16 protein-coding genes are annotated in these 13,989 nt (G+C 36.7%); 11 read left to right on the forward strand and 5 right to left on the reverse strand.

The window, feature by feature from the left end; genetic code table 11:
• Window positions 1-4: 4 nt before the first annotated feature.
• Entirely contained in the window at window positions 5-721 is a 717-nt protein-coding gene (locus tag BMW38_RS02765; protein ID WP_244524327.1) for a LexA family protein, read from the reverse strand.
• A gap of 99 nt (window positions 722-820) precedes the next feature.
• Between BMW38_RS02765 and BMW38_RS02770 the strand changes: the two genes are divergently transcribed.
• The 8 genes from BMW38_RS02770 (at window position 821) to BMW38_RS02805 (ending at window position 5,880) form a co-directional block, all read left to right on the forward strand.
• Complete coding sequence (locus BMW38_RS02770; RefSeq protein ID WP_092705711.1) at window positions 821-1,078, forward strand: hypothetical protein; 258 nt, start codon at window positions 821-823, stop codon at window positions 1,076-1,078.
• Between the two features lie 30 nt (window positions 1,079-1,108).
• A complete protein-coding gene (locus tag BMW38_RS02775; RefSeq protein ID WP_086378012.1) occupies window positions 1,109-1,393 on the forward strand; it encodes a hypothetical protein in 285 nt (94 codons plus the stop codon).
• A 55-nt stretch (window positions 1,394-1,448) separates the two neighbouring features.
• A complete protein-coding gene (locus BMW38_RS02780) occupies window positions 1,449-1,724 on the forward strand; it encodes a hypothetical protein (protein WP_244524328.1) in 276 nt (91 codons plus the stop codon).
• The gene (locus tag BMW38_RS02785) at window positions 1,725-2,585 is read left to right on the forward strand and encodes an MmcB family DNA repair protein (protein WP_092705713.1); all 861 of its coding nucleotides are present in this window, start codon (window positions 1,725-1,727) and stop codon (window positions 2,583-2,585) included. It begins immediately after the preceding gene.
• Complete coding sequence (locus BMW38_RS02790) at window positions 2,582-3,526, forward strand: helix-turn-helix domain-containing protein (protein WP_092705714.1); 945 nt, start codon at window positions 2,582-2,584, stop codon at window positions 3,524-3,526. Before BMW38_RS02785 ends, BMW38_RS02790 begins: the two co-directional genes overlap by 4 nt.
• Before the next feature lie 84 nt (window positions 3,527-3,610).
• Window positions 3,611-4,033, forward strand: coding sequence for a DUF559 domain-containing protein (locus tag BMW38_RS02795; RefSeq protein WP_092705715.1), 423 nt, complete (start codon window positions 3,611-3,613; stop codon window positions 4,031-4,033).
• On the forward strand, window positions 4,014-4,520 hold the full coding sequence (locus BMW38_RS02800) for a hypothetical protein (RefSeq protein WP_092705716.1): 507 nt from the start codon (window positions 4,014-4,016) through the stop codon (window positions 4,518-4,520). Before BMW38_RS02795 ends, BMW38_RS02800 begins: the two co-directional genes overlap by 20 nt.
• A gap of 43 nt (window positions 4,521-4,563) precedes the next feature.
• Window positions 4,564-5,880 (forward strand): DUF6602 domain-containing protein, encoded by a 1,317-nt coding sequence (locus BMW38_RS02805; RefSeq protein WP_092705717.1) that lies wholly within the window; start codon window positions 4,564-4,566, stop codon window positions 5,878-5,880.
• A gap of 28 nt (window positions 5,881-5,908) precedes the next feature.
• Here BMW38_RS02805 and BMW38_RS02810 read toward each other — a convergent pair whose 3' ends face one another.
• Complete coding sequence (locus BMW38_RS02810; protein WP_092705718.1) at window positions 5,909-7,048, reverse strand: hypothetical protein; 1,140 nt, start codon at window positions 7,046-7,048, stop codon at window positions 5,909-5,911.
• Between the two features lie 234 nt (window positions 7,049-7,282).
• Between BMW38_RS02810 and BMW38_RS02815 the strand changes: the two genes are divergently transcribed.
• On the forward strand, window positions 7,283-8,224 hold the full coding sequence (locus BMW38_RS02815; RefSeq protein WP_092705719.1) for a hypothetical protein: 942 nt from the start codon (window positions 7,283-7,285) through the stop codon (window positions 8,222-8,224).
• A 28-nt stretch (window positions 8,225-8,252) separates the two neighbouring features.
• Complete coding sequence (locus tag BMW38_RS02820) at window positions 8,253-8,981, forward strand: hypothetical protein (protein WP_092705720.1); 729 nt, start codon at window positions 8,253-8,255, stop codon at window positions 8,979-8,981.
• On the opposite strand, the gene BMW38_RS02825 is transcribed toward BMW38_RS02820, so the two are convergent.
• A complete protein-coding gene (locus BMW38_RS02825) occupies window positions 8,978-10,231 on the reverse strand; it encodes an LlaJI family restriction endonuclease (protein WP_092705721.1) in 1,254 nt (417 codons plus the stop codon). The genes BMW38_RS02820 and BMW38_RS02825 overlap by 4 nt on opposite strands.
• A gap of 32 nt (window positions 10,232-10,263) precedes the next feature.
• On the reverse strand, window positions 10,264-11,637 hold the full coding sequence (locus tag BMW38_RS02830) for an McrB family protein (protein ID WP_092705722.1): 1,374 nt from the start codon (window positions 11,635-11,637) through the stop codon (window positions 10,264-10,266).
• A 78-nt stretch (window positions 11,638-11,715) separates the two neighbouring features.
• On the opposite strand from BMW38_RS02830, the gene dcm reads away from it, so the two are divergent.
• Entirely contained in the window at window positions 11,716-13,008 is a 1,293-nt protein-coding gene (gene dcm, locus BMW38_RS02835; protein WP_213031088.1) for a DNA (cytosine-5-)-methyltransferase, read from the forward strand.
• Here the strand turns inward: dcm and BMW38_RS02840 are convergent.
• On the reverse strand, window positions 13,000-13,980 hold the full coding sequence (locus tag BMW38_RS02840) for a hypothetical protein (protein ID WP_092705724.1): 981 nt from the start codon (window positions 13,978-13,980) through the stop codon (window positions 13,000-13,002). The two genes, dcm and BMW38_RS02840, sit on opposite strands and share 9 nt — an antisense overlap.
• Window positions 13,981-13,989: the final 9 nt, after the last annotated feature.

Raw genomic sequence — 13,989 nt, forward strand, 5'->3', positions numbered from 1 at the left:
CTTTTTAAATGTCTCTGAACAAACCTACAACTTTACCAATTAACTTACAGCCTTTATGAAGTTCAATAATTTTTTCATGCCATTTAGGATTTAATGCCTCTAAATACATTCCATCAGTTTCAATAACTAACTTTTTAAATGTTGCTTCATTTTCACCTTCACAAGCTACAATTACTAAATCCCCTGTCTTTAAATCACTTACGGGAAAATCAGGATTAACATATATACGATCATTTGGTTCAAATTTGGGAGACATAGATTCGCCCTTCACAATTAATCCGTACCCATTTTTGCCACATTTAGGATTTGGAGGTAACCATTCATCGAATTCAGTATCTAATGGCACAGAGTCAATTGAGCTCCACGTGCCAGCGGCTACCCAAGAAATTACAGGAATTAATTTTTCAGAAATTTCAATTTTTTCATCAAGATTTATGTTGTTATCTAAATATCTGTCACCCGTTACTGTTTCTTTATTCATGCTTCCAGTACCGGACAATAGCCATTCAGAATTTACATTAAGAAAATAAGCTATTAAAGGGATTTTTGATGTTTCTGGTATAGCATCGCCATTTAGCCATTTTCCTGCGCCTTTATCAGAAATATTAAATTCACGACTTAATACTCGAGCTCTTCCTCTAATAGGGTAAGCCGCGGCATCCATTGCCTTATGAAGCCTTTTAGCAAACTCTTGTTTGACGAAATCAGTTTGTGAAGTCATAGCATCACCATTATGAACCATTGGTTCAATACTAAATGTTATTGAAAGAACTATCAGTTCCTGTTAAAGTTGAACCAATAGTTCATTATTAGGTTGAAAATGAGCACCATAAAAGAAGTCATTAATGATGCTGGTGGAGTTTGTGCTGTTGCATTTGCTGTCCAATTAAGTGAAAGGTCTATTTATAAATGGATTGAAAAGAACTGTTTGCCACGTTCTGAGTACACAGGAGAAAGCAACTATTCAAATTCGATAGCCCAGTTATGCGAAAACTTTACAGAACAAGAGATTCTTGAGATTGGTAATCCTCGTAAGTCAAAAAATATAGAGCGTAGGAATGAAGTAATTCCTACATGATTTTTATAAGGCAAGGGAGCTGCTCTTTTCATGAGAACCGATGAAATGAATGAAGCAAGAGAATTGGGCTTTCTAGGTGGAAAGCTCGATAACCCTGTAACGGTCAAATTTAATGACTTGACTGATGAATCCATCGAAGGCGTGGCTAATGCCAGCGACATGACGAAAGCAGACTGGATACGTGAAGCTTGCATAGAAAAACTCTTGGTGGAGAGACGCAAGTTCAATCGTATGCGAAAAGTGTGGGGTCATCCCAAGGAAACAAGAGATGCCAGAGGATGCCATGAGAATACACAGTCAAATTTAGAGCATTAAAAAACCACTACCTGCGGGAACAGGAGTGGTTTCGTATTCACAAATTTAGGAACCCATGAATATGCAAACTAATTTATCAGAACAACCAATTGAACTCAACTCAGAAGAATTTGTAGTAGGTGACATGGTGGTTGTTAATGAGCTGGATCATAAAGAAATTTTTGAAGTGTTTGGATTTTACTACAGTACCCCTAAACGACTTTTTGTTAAGTCAGTATGCGGGAAGCAGTTAGCTCTACCAGTTCAATTTTTTAGATCAGCATCAATTGCTGAGTTAGAAGCAAAACGCCGATTAACTGCAGAAGAATTAGCACGGGCGGAGGTGTCTTAAATGAAATGGGGACATGATCAACTAGCTCACGACTTAGCAGAATATCTAATGCAGAACTCTGACCGAATTATATGGACTGATATGCAATTAGGTTCTGCTGGCTCACCGAGACCTGATGTATATACGATTCCTAAATCCTATGCCAATTTCAAGCCGATTGCTTATGAATGCAAGGTATCTGTTGCAGACTTTCGGTCGGACATCACAAAAGGTAAATGGCAAAGTTACTTGAAATTTGCCAGCGGTGTAATTTTTGCCGTACCTAAAGGTTTGGTTTCAAAAGAGGATATCCCTAAAGGTTGTGGATTAATTGTCCGTAGTGAAAAGGGATGGCGGATGGTAAAGGGCCCAACCTTATTACCTGTGAAAAATGATCTATCGGCTGATTTCTGGATCAAGTTAGTTATTGATGGTGTTGATCGTTCTTTAGGTCGACATAGAAAAATGACAATGAATTTATATACGGTACACAATCAAATCGAAAAGAAATATGGCAAAGAATTAGCCTATTTATTATCTGATTTTGATACTGCCAAGAGTCGGCTTGAAACCAAGACCAAATATCTACAAGAAAAGATTAATCAACTGGATGTCTTTAAAGCTGCTGAACACTACAAACGTGAATTAGATGAACTTGAGATCGTAAAGAAAGAACTATGTGACCTACTTGGTCTTCATCATAACGTTGCAGTCTGGACAATTAAAAGACGTCTAAGTGAAAAGATGCAGTTGTTAGACGTTGATCAAACCGTTTACAAAATGAAAGGTGTCGTTGAGAGTTCAATAAATCATATGGAGAGGCAAGTTCGTGATCTAAAGTCCTTACTGGAACCGGTATTTGATACCAAGGGGGATTTATGAGCCTTGATGCCACTAATTGGGCTTGGAAAGTTTCTATCCCGACAAAGAAAGGCGGCTCATTACCCGCTTTGAAACTAGTTGTTTTGCTATCTATGGCTGATCGCGCAAGTGAAGATCATACCTGTTATCCAAGCGCTAAACGTTTAGCAGCGGACTGTAAAATTGACAGAAAAACTGTGATGAAGATTCTTGCTGAACTCTCCGATGATGGATTAATTACTGATACTGGAGAGCGCAAAGGTCAGACAAAACAGGTGGTCGTTTACCGCTTGAATGGTGTAGTTGGTCGTGAAGATACAGTCCCAACAATGGGACCGTTAGAAGGTGAAAATTTAGATGGAAAGAGTACCAACGTTGGAACAGTCCCAACAGTGGAACAGTTCCAACAATTCCATGAAAGAGTCCCAACAATTCCGGTAAACGGTCCCAACGTTGGGACACGGAATCTTTTAAAGAATCTTTCAGAAGAATCTAAAAATAAAAAAACATGGTTGAGTTTGAAAAAACTTGGTGAAGAAATTCGTTTGGCAACTGATCAGGAAACTTACGAGCAGATCAAAAACGCGACTTGGTTTGATCGGGAGCTTCGAGCATTTGAACTCTACAACGCAGAGAAGAATCTTTGTGATGAGCTCATGCATTACCACTTTGCAGATTGGTTAATCAACGCATGTGGAAAATACCAAGCACATGAACAGGCAGCTTTCCGGAATTCAGGGTCGCAGGTTCGATGCTCGCCGAGCGCACCGCACCAGTTAAGCGACAAACAGGTTCACAGCTTCGCTCAAAAACTTTCGCAGCATCCTGAGTTCGCAAGCCAGTTTGCAGCTGCAGGGGAAAGCTACGATCAACTCGCAGCACGTATCGCCGTAAAACTCAGTGATCCAGCTCAGGCCAAACAATGGGAACCGTATCTCAAGCAAGTTGGGTTCAAAGGCTGATTGCAGGGGGCAGCATGACAGACCTCTACGATGTCAACGTAGCGCTCTTGGATGGTGAGCTCTACGCATTTGAAGGGGCTTTGCATGTCTAGTATGAGTTTAGCTGAATACCGTGAATTATTTCCAGTGAAGACAAAGAAACGCCGTTCAGCAAAGCAATGTACCAGACAGCCAAGTGAAGGTGAGACGGTACTGGCCACGCACTTAAGAGCATGCAAGATCAGTTTTGAGCAGGAATACAAATTCCATCCGAAACGCAAATGGAGAGCAGATTTTTTTATTACGGGCACAAAGATTTTGGTAGAGGTTGAAGGTGGGATCTGGATGGCAGGTGGTGGACGTCACACAAGGGGCAAAGGTTACATCGGGGATATGGAGAAATATAACTCGGCTGCAATGATGGGTTTTACAGTTTTAAGGTTCAGTACAGAGCAAGTGAAGTCAGGTTTAGCGGTTCAGCAGATAGAGAAAATGGTTGGGGGAATGAATGACACTAATGATCGATAAGAAGCATGTTATGCACTCAGTGGACTGGTCTCGGTTCGATCTGGAAGGCTGGTTATATCAGTTCGGTGCATGGTTAGATCAAAAGAGCTTTACCGGTATTCCTTCTGGCGCATATAGCAACCCAATTGCCTCAGCAATGGTAGAAGCTGAAAAGCAGCGCCGTTTAAAACGGTTGGGTAAGAAGAAACAACGGGAGATTATTGCGAATTATTTTGTGAGTGAATCAGATCCATTCCGTAAAACTAAATCTAAAACCCAGTGCCAGATTGATGACAATGAAGCCCGTGCTGTACAACGGTTAGTTTTAGATTTAATGGGGCAGAGTGAAGTTATGGATGAATGGATGGACGCGATTATTGATCGTTACTTCCGTGGACAGTCATGGCCTGAAATGGTGAGAGAAGATCGTTCTCAGTCAGATGCACGTAGTGATGTTAAGTGTGGATTGGCTGTGTTGCATTGTCGGTATGGGTTTATTATTTATTAAGAATAAAATAATATATTAATATTAATAGGTTGTGGCAATTATAATGATTAAAGATATAGTGGATTTACTAAAACAGTTTTTTGAATTTGAGAGACAGAAAATAGCTGATTTTGATATGCCTCATATGCCTACGCTTGGAGAAGCATATGAAGAAATAACTAAACAAGGCTTAAGTCAAAAATATGTTTTACCTGATTTACATGGGTTAAAAGTAGTATCGGGTTTTATAAAAGTAGGAGAAAAATTAGTTCCCCATCAGATTGATTGCATGTTAGTACATGGAGATGGTGAACAATTCGGTTTAACAAGTTCATATGTTTATGAAATTAAAAATGTTTTAGCTATTTTTGAAGTAAAGAAAAATCTTACAAAGACTGCCTTGGAAGAAGCTCTTGTCCATTTAAGTGAAATTAAAATGACTATGTATGATTATGTTGATGAAGTTTTAGAATCAGAGGATTTTGAAAACTATTTTGATAATTTTTCTTTACATTTTAGTTATTTAATGGGTTTTCGGTTTGAAAAATTTGAAGATTTAAAAAAGTTGAATCAAGAGGATTTTAAAATAGCACAAGCTTTATTAACTGAGATGATCATGCCAGTAACGATCGTACATGGTCATGAAGGATATAAAACTATTTCTGGGCTAAGAACAGCCTTAAAAACAATCATTTTTGCTATCCATGATAGTAATCCAAGTAGAGGATTCAGAATTTTTGATTTACCTACATTAATTACCACTGCTAATGGAGGTATTTTAAAAACCACAGGATTACCTTATTGGTGCACTATACATAGAGATACTAATGCTTGGGCCTATATGTGCTCTTTTACAGAAAATCCAGCTCGGATTATGATTGAAAAAATATGGGCAAAAATTGGAATTGTCTTAAATATTCAATTTCCTTATGGAGATGATCAAGAAAAAGAAAATCTATTTCCATTTTTTGAAATTTATAAAAAGAAGAATAAAACATGGGAGGGTTTTTTTGTTGAATATGATGATGAAAATTATCAGGAATTTAAGAAGCCTTCAAGTATGTTTCAACCTATAGAATTAAACTCAGAATATACAGATTATATTAATCTAATATTTTTTAAGGGAGGAGTGGATAATATTGAAGAATTTAAAGAAACTTTAAGTAATGCTGGGATAGATGTAGAAATTTTCTTTGATGTTTTAAGGACCTTACCCTTTATTGGCTTAAGAGATACTGGAATATTTATTACGAATAGTTGGTTATGTGCAGAAGTGGGCGAGAAAATTTTTGTTTCTTCAGAAATAGAAAGATTTCGAATATGGCTAGATAGCCAGTCAGAAGAATATGCAATTTTATATAATAATATTTTAATTTTATAAGTACTATTTTAACGAGATAGCAGGACAACTATGGTCGGCCTACTTTTATCCGTTCTTGTCTATGTCTTTCATTAGCATAGATAAACATAAGTAAATCGATATAATTTTGTTTTGTACCTTTTATTTCAGCTAAATCTAAAGCATTAACCAGTATCCTTTCTTTATTTTCTACAACATAATCAGCAAAATTATCTAAGTGTGCCAATTCAGGATTATCTGAATTTTGTCTCAATTTAGATTTTGGTAAACTTTTAGCGTATTTCTCAAACTCTCTGCCTATTCCTCCAACATGAGTTTGTTCTTTAAGATTATCGTAATAACAGTAATCAATTACCTTAAAAGGAGCATATAAATAATTTTTTGCTGCTTTGATAATTTTACACATTGGCAAAAAATGTATATCACTACTTTCTGTGCTTCCGCGTATATGCATACCAATTAACCGTGAATCACCTACTTCATTCAACACAACAATTAATCCACCGGACATACCATTTGTATCTATATCTAAATAATTCATTTTCTCAAAATGAAATGTGAACTCATTTTCTCTTAAAATCCCACGAATCATGTCACATTTGTATGTAGTACTGGATGTAAATTTCTCTTCATCAAAAGGAAGAGCCTCATTATCACCATCATAATAATAAGGATTCGAATGTGCGGAAAAACCTATATCTGATAATATATCACCATCTTGGTAGTTCATCATTTCCAACACTTCCACTTTATCCATATCGATATAGTGATCTACAATTTGACCAGGAGCCGGATTAAAGAGTTCAACCAAGACTACATCTTCGAAATCGTAATAATCATATTCTGGTATCAGTTTTCCAATTTCCCAAATTTTCTTGGGATATAAGAAATCTAGAGTATTATCAAAAGATTTTGAGCTGTGACTGGTTATCCTAAATGGTGAAGTATTTGATAAAGGTTCATCTAAATATGTTGCTAAAACATGACGAGCTGTTAATAAAAAAAACTTCATACCTTTTTTTAAAAGTGTACCAGTACCATAAGAACCAAAATAAGAATCTTTAAAATAAAGTTTCTCATCATAAGAGGGGTCAGTAGAAATATGAAAAATTCTTCTGGTTGATAAAATATAGTTTTCAAATTTAGTAGCAAATTTTTTAGAAATTTTAATTTTTTGTTTATGAGACATATCAATAACTTATTGTAAAAAGATACATCCTAATCATTTTCATCTTAAATGCAATAAAACTTAAATATTTATAAATGCGAAGCAAGCCTCTATGACTTTGAAAATTCATTTCACAGTTATGGCATTGCTAACTAAAAATGAAGGAACAATTTATGTTTTTAACTAAATATTCCAAAATATATTTATAAGTTGTAGAGTAATGCTTATACATAACTGATAAGAAAGAATATTATTATGACATCAAAACCAAAAATTGAAACGGCTTACTACAGTGAGGACTGGAACTTTGAAAATGGAGATCCTGAGGAGTTAATTAATAATTCAGCTCATATAACAGCAAGTGAATTTGACCCAGCAATGGCAGGTCATGTTTTTTGTCCTGTATGTAAAACACCTCTGACTAGAGTTCCAAAATCTGGACTCATTCAGACTAATAATGTGAAAGCCTATTTCAGGCATCTTCCTTCTTATAAAAGTGTGAAATGTAAATTAAGAACGCCTGAGAGTGAAGGTAAAAGATATAAAAATGAAGAAGATGCCAAAGAAGCTATTGAAAAGGAGGAACTAATAATCATCTCAAAGTTTACTTCGGAACCTGTAGAAACTAACTCTGATAGACAAGCTGAACCATATGATGCTACTGCAGTGGAAGATGAAGAAGGTGAGTTGACTGAAGTCCCGATAGCCAGACACAGAGGAGAGAAATTAAATTTACCAACCCGAATTACGTCAGTTCAAGCTCTTTGTACTAACTTTGATAAGAAATTTTATTCTTATATTCTTTTCCCAGGCAAGGAACAGGCATTAATGCTGAAAGATATACTGATTAATATTAAGGATATAAATAAAGAAAAAATGGAAGAGCTGGATGCAGATGAGGAACAAGCACCACAGCTTTATTATGGCGAAATCCAGTATTCGAGGTTTTTAGGTGAATCTCATGATGATTACTTAAGAATGACCTTACTTAAGTGTCATGAATCTGTTCACGATTTTTGTATAAAAATTAAATCGAAACTCCAGGACCGTAGAGGAATTCATGAAAAAGATGCTAGTAAAGGGCGGATTGTAATTTTTTGGGGAATTATAAAAGAAAGTGGTTTTGGTTTTGCAGTTAAACCTTTATGGGGCGAATTTGGCTTATTGCCAGAAAAATATAATAAATTTTTGAAGTAGTGATGATAAGTAAAAAGGTTGAAATCCAATGACAGTATTTCAAAAACATATAATAGTTCTTATTATTTTATATGTTTTATTCTTTGCTTTTTTTGTAGTTGTGTATTTCCATCTTGGACATATCAGTTCTTCTGAACTAGGGATAGATAGCAAACAAATTCCTCAATGGTCTAGAAGTGATTTAATCGCCATGTTCGCTGCAGTTGGAGCATTAGTGGCTCCGATTGCTGTCCTGTACGGTTTGCATGACTGGAAGAGGCAACATTTAACCGGTGAGAAATTAAAACTCTTATATGAGATCAATGAATTAAATGGTGAAATTAAAGGGGTTATAGATGATGTCCGGGATAGGAATTTTTATATGATGATTAAAATTGGTGATTTTGATTATCATGAAGATTTTAAAAAGTATTTCAGAGAATATTATAAAATAGTTAACAATATTGCTTTAAAAAATCACTCACTTGAGCTTATTGATTTAGATGGTGACCTAAGAGAAGTTAAAAAGATTCTGGATATTTTAGAAATTATCAGCAAGAATTTTTATGATAGCTATAATTATTTTAGGGCTGAAATAAATTCAGAAAATCAGAGGACTGCAGAATCATTTGATATACATAGAATGATGCTTAGTTCTGAACCAGTTAAGTTACTTGTGAAAGATCCTGAAAACATAATAAATGAAGTAGAGAAAAGATACACTTCACATTTTGAGAATATAGATAAAATTCTTAAAAAAGCAGTTACTAAAATCTAAGCTATTGAACCTATTAGTTCTAATCTAGTCGATTCTTTATATGTTTTTATAACTCTCATTGGATCAAGATAAACACATTGGATAGAGGGAAAGCTTTTATCAAGATAATCACCAGTTTCCTGATCTTGCATATGAATCTTATCAAATGCGTTTTTTTGCCCAGGAAAGATCAGGGCATTTTCAAATTTATAGCCTGTAAATTCGGGCATTATTGAAATTGCTTTTTCATAAAAGAACTGTTTGACGAGATCTCCCCAGCCCGGAGCATTTTCTATACTAGTTGCTTCATAATATTTGGCATCCAGAATAGTCAGTTTTTTAGCTGCCTTGTCTTCAATCACGATATCAGTTCGCATACCTGATTTTTTCGCCGGTATTGCCGTTCCATCCGGTTTTATAAATACCGGTTTAGGTAACCGGCTATTAATATCAATGACATTATCAAGGCATCTGGAAAGCATGTGTTCCCAAGCGACATGAAAGCGTGTAACGCCAATAATCTGGTTCTTCTGCTCATTACCCTTATAGGCTTCAAGATACTCGATAAGCGTTTTTAGAAGAAGAGTCTGGCGATCCGCAAAATGATTTCTTATTTCATTCTTTAAAACTGAAATCTGGGCATCCGTAGAAAGGGCAGTTTCACCATACTGTTTTAATGAATGTGGAATCTTGTTCTTGCCTGTAAAAATAAACCCGTAATTTTTATATACCTGTTTAAGGATTCCGGCATGAATACGTGTAATTTCCGAATTGGTAGAGGTTCTCTGTTTTCCGTAAACATCCAGATAAACAGGGCGACCAGAACTGTCAGGGAAAGAAACCGACCGGTTAATGGTTCTTTTCCAGTCTGTTTTTCCGGAATTCTTTCGTAGAAGAACTTCTTCATTCTTAAAAATGCCGTGTTGCTGGAAATCCTTAATCAGGTATTTGAAAATCTCCAGTTTTTCAAAACCGGTTTCGTCAGCACCATCTTCAGGGCTAGTGACCTGTGTTTTTGAATACTGGGAAAATTTAAAAAGTGCCTGCATCAGAAGAGCTGTATATTGTTCAGGAGCAAGTTTAATCTTTTCTATATCTGACTGCCGAGGAAAGAAGAAGTAATTCTCTCCCTGATAGGAGACAAGGCCACAGAATGAAACTCTCAAGCCATTAATTGAGCTCAACAGGCCTTGACCCTGAATAAAGTCTGCAACTGGATTGGGCAGTTCATTTACAGGGTTTCTATCTAGCAGGTAATGATTATTCTTCAAACTGGTTTTTCCTGATCATTCGCTCTAAATTTTTACTTACCAGTTTCTTCTTTTAGTCTTTTTTCAAAGTTTTCCGAGAAAATAATTTCACCGGCATTAAATTTCTTTACTAAAGAACCGAACGTTTTAATATCCTGCTGGAAAAGGACAGAGCGTTCACTATGGCGTAAAACATCGTCCCAGAGGTACATCAGGATTTTTCCTGTTAAAGCTTTCTTTGCATCTTCCGGATCTTTAATCTCGGTTTCATTTACAAACCATGGACCCATGTGGCGATCTTCAGGAATAGATTCTGAAGAAAGAATAGAGTTTACAACCTGTGCAAAGGCAGACCAGCTTACAGTTTGAGGTCCGTCTTGCGTGTTGATTTCAAAATTACCTAACGGTGAAGTTATGAAATCAAGTGGTTTATATTCAAACTTCCAGCGACGCTTAAATGCCGTATCCAGAGGCATAACAGCCTGATCACTACTGTTCATTGTTGCGTAGAGGCTAAGATTTTCCGGAATATAGAGTTTATTAGCTGGCAAAGGAGCAGATAGTTCTTTGGTTAATAAGGTCAATAAACCCCTATCATTGATATCAATTTTATATTTACTTTTTCCAGCTGGATCTCTGTCTAGCAACTGGAATAGTTCCCCAAAAACTGCAGCTGCAGGTGCGCGGTTTATTTCTTCAATGATGAGATAATAATGATGTTCAGGATCCTTTAATGCCTTGACTAAGGCTTCAATGAATGGTCCGTGTTTGAAACTATATTCAATACCATCATCATTCATAGAGGGTTTCAGGCATCCTACGAAATCACTGTACTGAGTTTCCTGATGAAACACTGTACGAACAGAATTGTCGTCATCAGTTTGCTTATCAATCGAATGACTTTTTCCAGTTCCCGGAGCACCATAATAGATAACATTTTCGCCACCGGTTGTATGCGGGGTCTTACTATTTGCGGTGATTTCCGGCGGGATAAAGTTAGCTGTATAATGTTGTACCTGTCTGTTTAGAAAGGCTATCGTATTATCAAGATTTGCTTCGGTGAGAGGCATTTGTTTTTCAATATATTCAAGATCATTAACAGCACATAAGACTTTATGTATTACTGAATATAAAGGCAATGTCTGTACAGTTGAAAGAGCATTAACAACCGGATCAGTCAGGAATTCTGCAAAAGCATCTCGCCATGGTTTTTCAATATAGTCCGAGTTAGCTTCAAAAATACTAAAATTTTCTTTGATATCTATAAGTGTTTTTTCTAAAGAAAATAAAGAAATTTCAAACTCTTTTAGTCCGCGTCTTCCCGTATTTGAAAATCTTAGAGATGGCCAGCCAGGAACTCGGGTAAGAGACATTTCACTTTTATAAGTAGATATTCGGTTAATAAGGTCATCTATTGTATGGATCATTATAAATCCTGTTAATCATGATTGCGCTTTAATGACTATCATGGTTTAATAACCGGGTCAAAAAGCGGATAAGTTATTGTGAAGTACGTTGATCTTGATTCATCTTATATCAGACAAAAAAGAAATAACATGGGGTTATCCCTTAAAGAGTTCGCTTTGCTGCTTGATATGAAAGAGAATGGTGAAAGAACAGTCAGAGGCTGGGAAAGTGGCGAGCACGTTCCTACAAAAGCAAAATGGGAGCAGATTATTGCGTTGCCGGATAAAGCTCCATACAGGGAACGTCCTGACCAGAAGCATAAATTCACGTTTATTGACCTTTTCGCCGGTATTGGCGGAATCCGTTTACCTTTCCAGCAATTAAAAGGGAAGTGTGTATTCAGTTCCGAATGGGACAAGTTTGCACAAAAGACCTATGCAGCGAATTTTGGTGAATTACCTTCAGGTGATATCACACAGATCAGGGCAGCAGATATTCCTGATCATGACATTCTTCTGGGTGGTTTCCCGTGTCAGGCCTTTTCACAGGCTGGTAAGCGTCAGGGCTTTCAGGATACCCGCGGTACCATGTTCTTCGAGATCCAGCGAATTCTCTTCGAGAAACGTCCAAAAGCATTTTTGCTCGAAAACGTGAAGCAGCTGCAGGGTCATGACAAAGGCCGTACGCTCAAAACCATTCTTGAGATTCTACGTGGTGAGTTTAATGAAGAACTTGATCTTGAAGTTGAGCTTTCGGATGAAACCAAAAAGGCACTTTCAGAAAAACTGAATTACTGGGTTGATGTGAAGGTACTTCGCGCTGCAGATTTTGGTGTGCCACAGAACCGTGAACGTATTTTCCTTGTAGGTTTCGACAAGAATTACTTTGGTGAAGAGTGTAACTTTGATGAACTCTTCAGCTGGCCAGTGCCTCCTAAAACACAGACACGACTCGGTGATATTCTTGAAGACGTATCTAAATTCAAAAAGAGTGAAGATGTCTACACGATTTCCGACCGTCTATGGGAAGGACATCAGCGCCGTAAGGAAGAACACGGAATCAAAGGTAACGGATTTGGCTATACGCTTTATACCGGTGATAGTCCATATTCCAATACCTTAAGCGCCCGGTATTATAAGGATGGCTCAGAGATCCTTATTTCACAGGCCGAGCATGGCAAGAATCCGCGCAAACTGACCCCACGCGAATGTGCACGCTTACAGGGCTTCCCTGAGAACTACATAGTTGATGCTGTTTCACATGGCCAGATCTATAAACAGTTCGGTAACTCTGTATGTGTAAAAGTTATTGAAGCTGTTGCTGGCCAAATGGTTAGCTGTCTTGATAAGGCTGAAAAGATTGTCGCAGAGAAACAGCTGAAATTATTCTAATGGTTTAAATTCCTTAACTGGGCATATTCTTGTTGGATATTGCCCATTGGGTATTCCCATTCCGCTACCACCCTGAATCACTGATGATGCCAGATTAGAATTAAAATTATACATACCTATCATTTTCCAGCCTAAAAAATTCCTGCTCTTCTGATTATCAATATGTCTTACCAGATAATAGGTTGGCCACCATGTAATATCTCTTAATTTGAGTAGTGCGTTTATACGCCTAAGGTCCATGCCGAATCCCTGAGGAGGTGTTTTACTTAAATCCTTTTCTTTAATCTCAATTAAAGCAAAACTATTTAATTTTTCAGAAAATACAATAGAATCAATATCACTCGGAACTCCTTTAACCTTGGCATAACCAATATATCCATCAAATATAAGCCGCTGCACATATATACTTAAAATATCGTTATATTCAAACGGAAGAAGCATATTTATTGCAGCAGTGTAAGCTGCGGATGTGATTTTATGAGCACTACGGCCTGGTATTTTATTAGCAAAATTATTAGTCAGAGTACTAAAATGTACCTCCTTAAATGAATCGTCCTGCACTGAAAACTCGTAACAAACAAATGGAGGTACCGGAACAGGGTACTGAATATTCATTACATCTATTTGAGGCCATTCATTTACTGGTACTGAATTATCCCATTGAATAAAAAACATACTTTTACAGGAAACAAGAGCTATTTTTTTATAAATTTCTATATATTCATCTGGCGATGAATTGCAAATAGTGAAGTAGACTGGAAATAAAAGAGAATCGTCGTCTTTCACAGCAGGTAAAAAGTAACCTCCTGTAAAAAGTGGAACCGCAGGCCTGTTTTTTCTCATCCAGGGTAAAAAATCAAGTTCTGCTACAAAACCTTTATATCTACTGGTATAGGCATTCTCTCTAATTACATTGTTTGCAATGAGCAGATGAAGTGCATTCAGTAAATCTATTTTATTTTGTTGATTCATTTCGAGGCC

This window comes from Acinetobacter sp. yr461 (assembly GCF_900110445.1).
Taxonomy (GTDB): Bacteria; Pseudomonadota; Gammaproteobacteria; order Pseudomonadales; family Moraxellaceae; genus Acinetobacter; species Acinetobacter calcoaceticus.

Excerpts from the sequence above, each read along its gene's own strand:
- BMW38_RS02765 (WP_244524327.1), bottom strand. The coding sequence starts at position 721 with ATGACTTCACAAACTGATTTCGTCAAACAAGAGTTTGCTAAAAGGCTT.
- BMW38_RS02770 (WP_092705711.1), top strand. The coding sequence starts at position 821 with ATGAGCACCATAAAAGAAGTCATTAATGATGCTGGTGGAGTTTGTGCT.
- BMW38_RS02775 (WP_086378012.1), top strand. The coding sequence starts at position 1,109 with ATGAGAACCGATGAAATGAATGAAGCAAGAGAATTGGGCTTTCTAGGT.
- BMW38_RS02780 (WP_244524328.1), top strand. The coding sequence starts at position 1,449 with ATGAATATGCAAACTAATTTATCAGAACAACCAATTGAACTCAACTCA.
- BMW38_RS02785 (WP_092705713.1), top strand. The coding sequence starts at position 1,725 with ATGAAATGGGGACATGATCAACTAGCTCACGACTTAGCAGAATATCTA.
- BMW38_RS02790 (WP_092705714.1), top strand. The coding sequence starts at position 2,582 with ATGAGCCTTGATGCCACTAATTGGGCTTGGAAAGTTTCTATCCCGACA.
- BMW38_RS02795 (WP_092705715.1), top strand. The coding sequence starts at position 3,611 with ATGTCTAGTATGAGTTTAGCTGAATACCGTGAATTATTTCCAGTGAAG.
- BMW38_RS02800 (WP_092705716.1), top strand. The coding sequence starts at position 4,014 with ATGACACTAATGATCGATAAGAAGCATGTTATGCACTCAGTGGACTGG.
- BMW38_RS02805 (WP_092705717.1), top strand. The coding sequence starts at position 4,564 with ATGATTAAAGATATAGTGGATTTACTAAAACAGTTTTTTGAATTTGAG.
- BMW38_RS02810 (WP_092705718.1), bottom strand. The coding sequence starts at position 7,048 with ATGTCTCATAAACAAAAAATTAAAATTTCTAAAAAATTTGCTACTAAA.
- BMW38_RS02815 (WP_092705719.1), top strand. The coding sequence starts at position 7,283 with ATGACATCAAAACCAAAAATTGAAACGGCTTACTACAGTGAGGACTGG.
- BMW38_RS02820 (WP_092705720.1), top strand. The coding sequence starts at position 8,253 with ATGACAGTATTTCAAAAACATATAATAGTTCTTATTATTTTATATGTT.
- BMW38_RS02830 (WP_092705722.1), bottom strand. The coding sequence starts at position 11,637 with ATGATCCATACAATAGATGACCTTATTAACCGAATATCTACTTATAAA.
- BMW38_RS02840 (WP_092705724.1), bottom strand. The coding sequence starts at position 13,980 with ATGAATCAACAAAATAAAATAGATTTACTGAATGCACTTCATCTGCTC.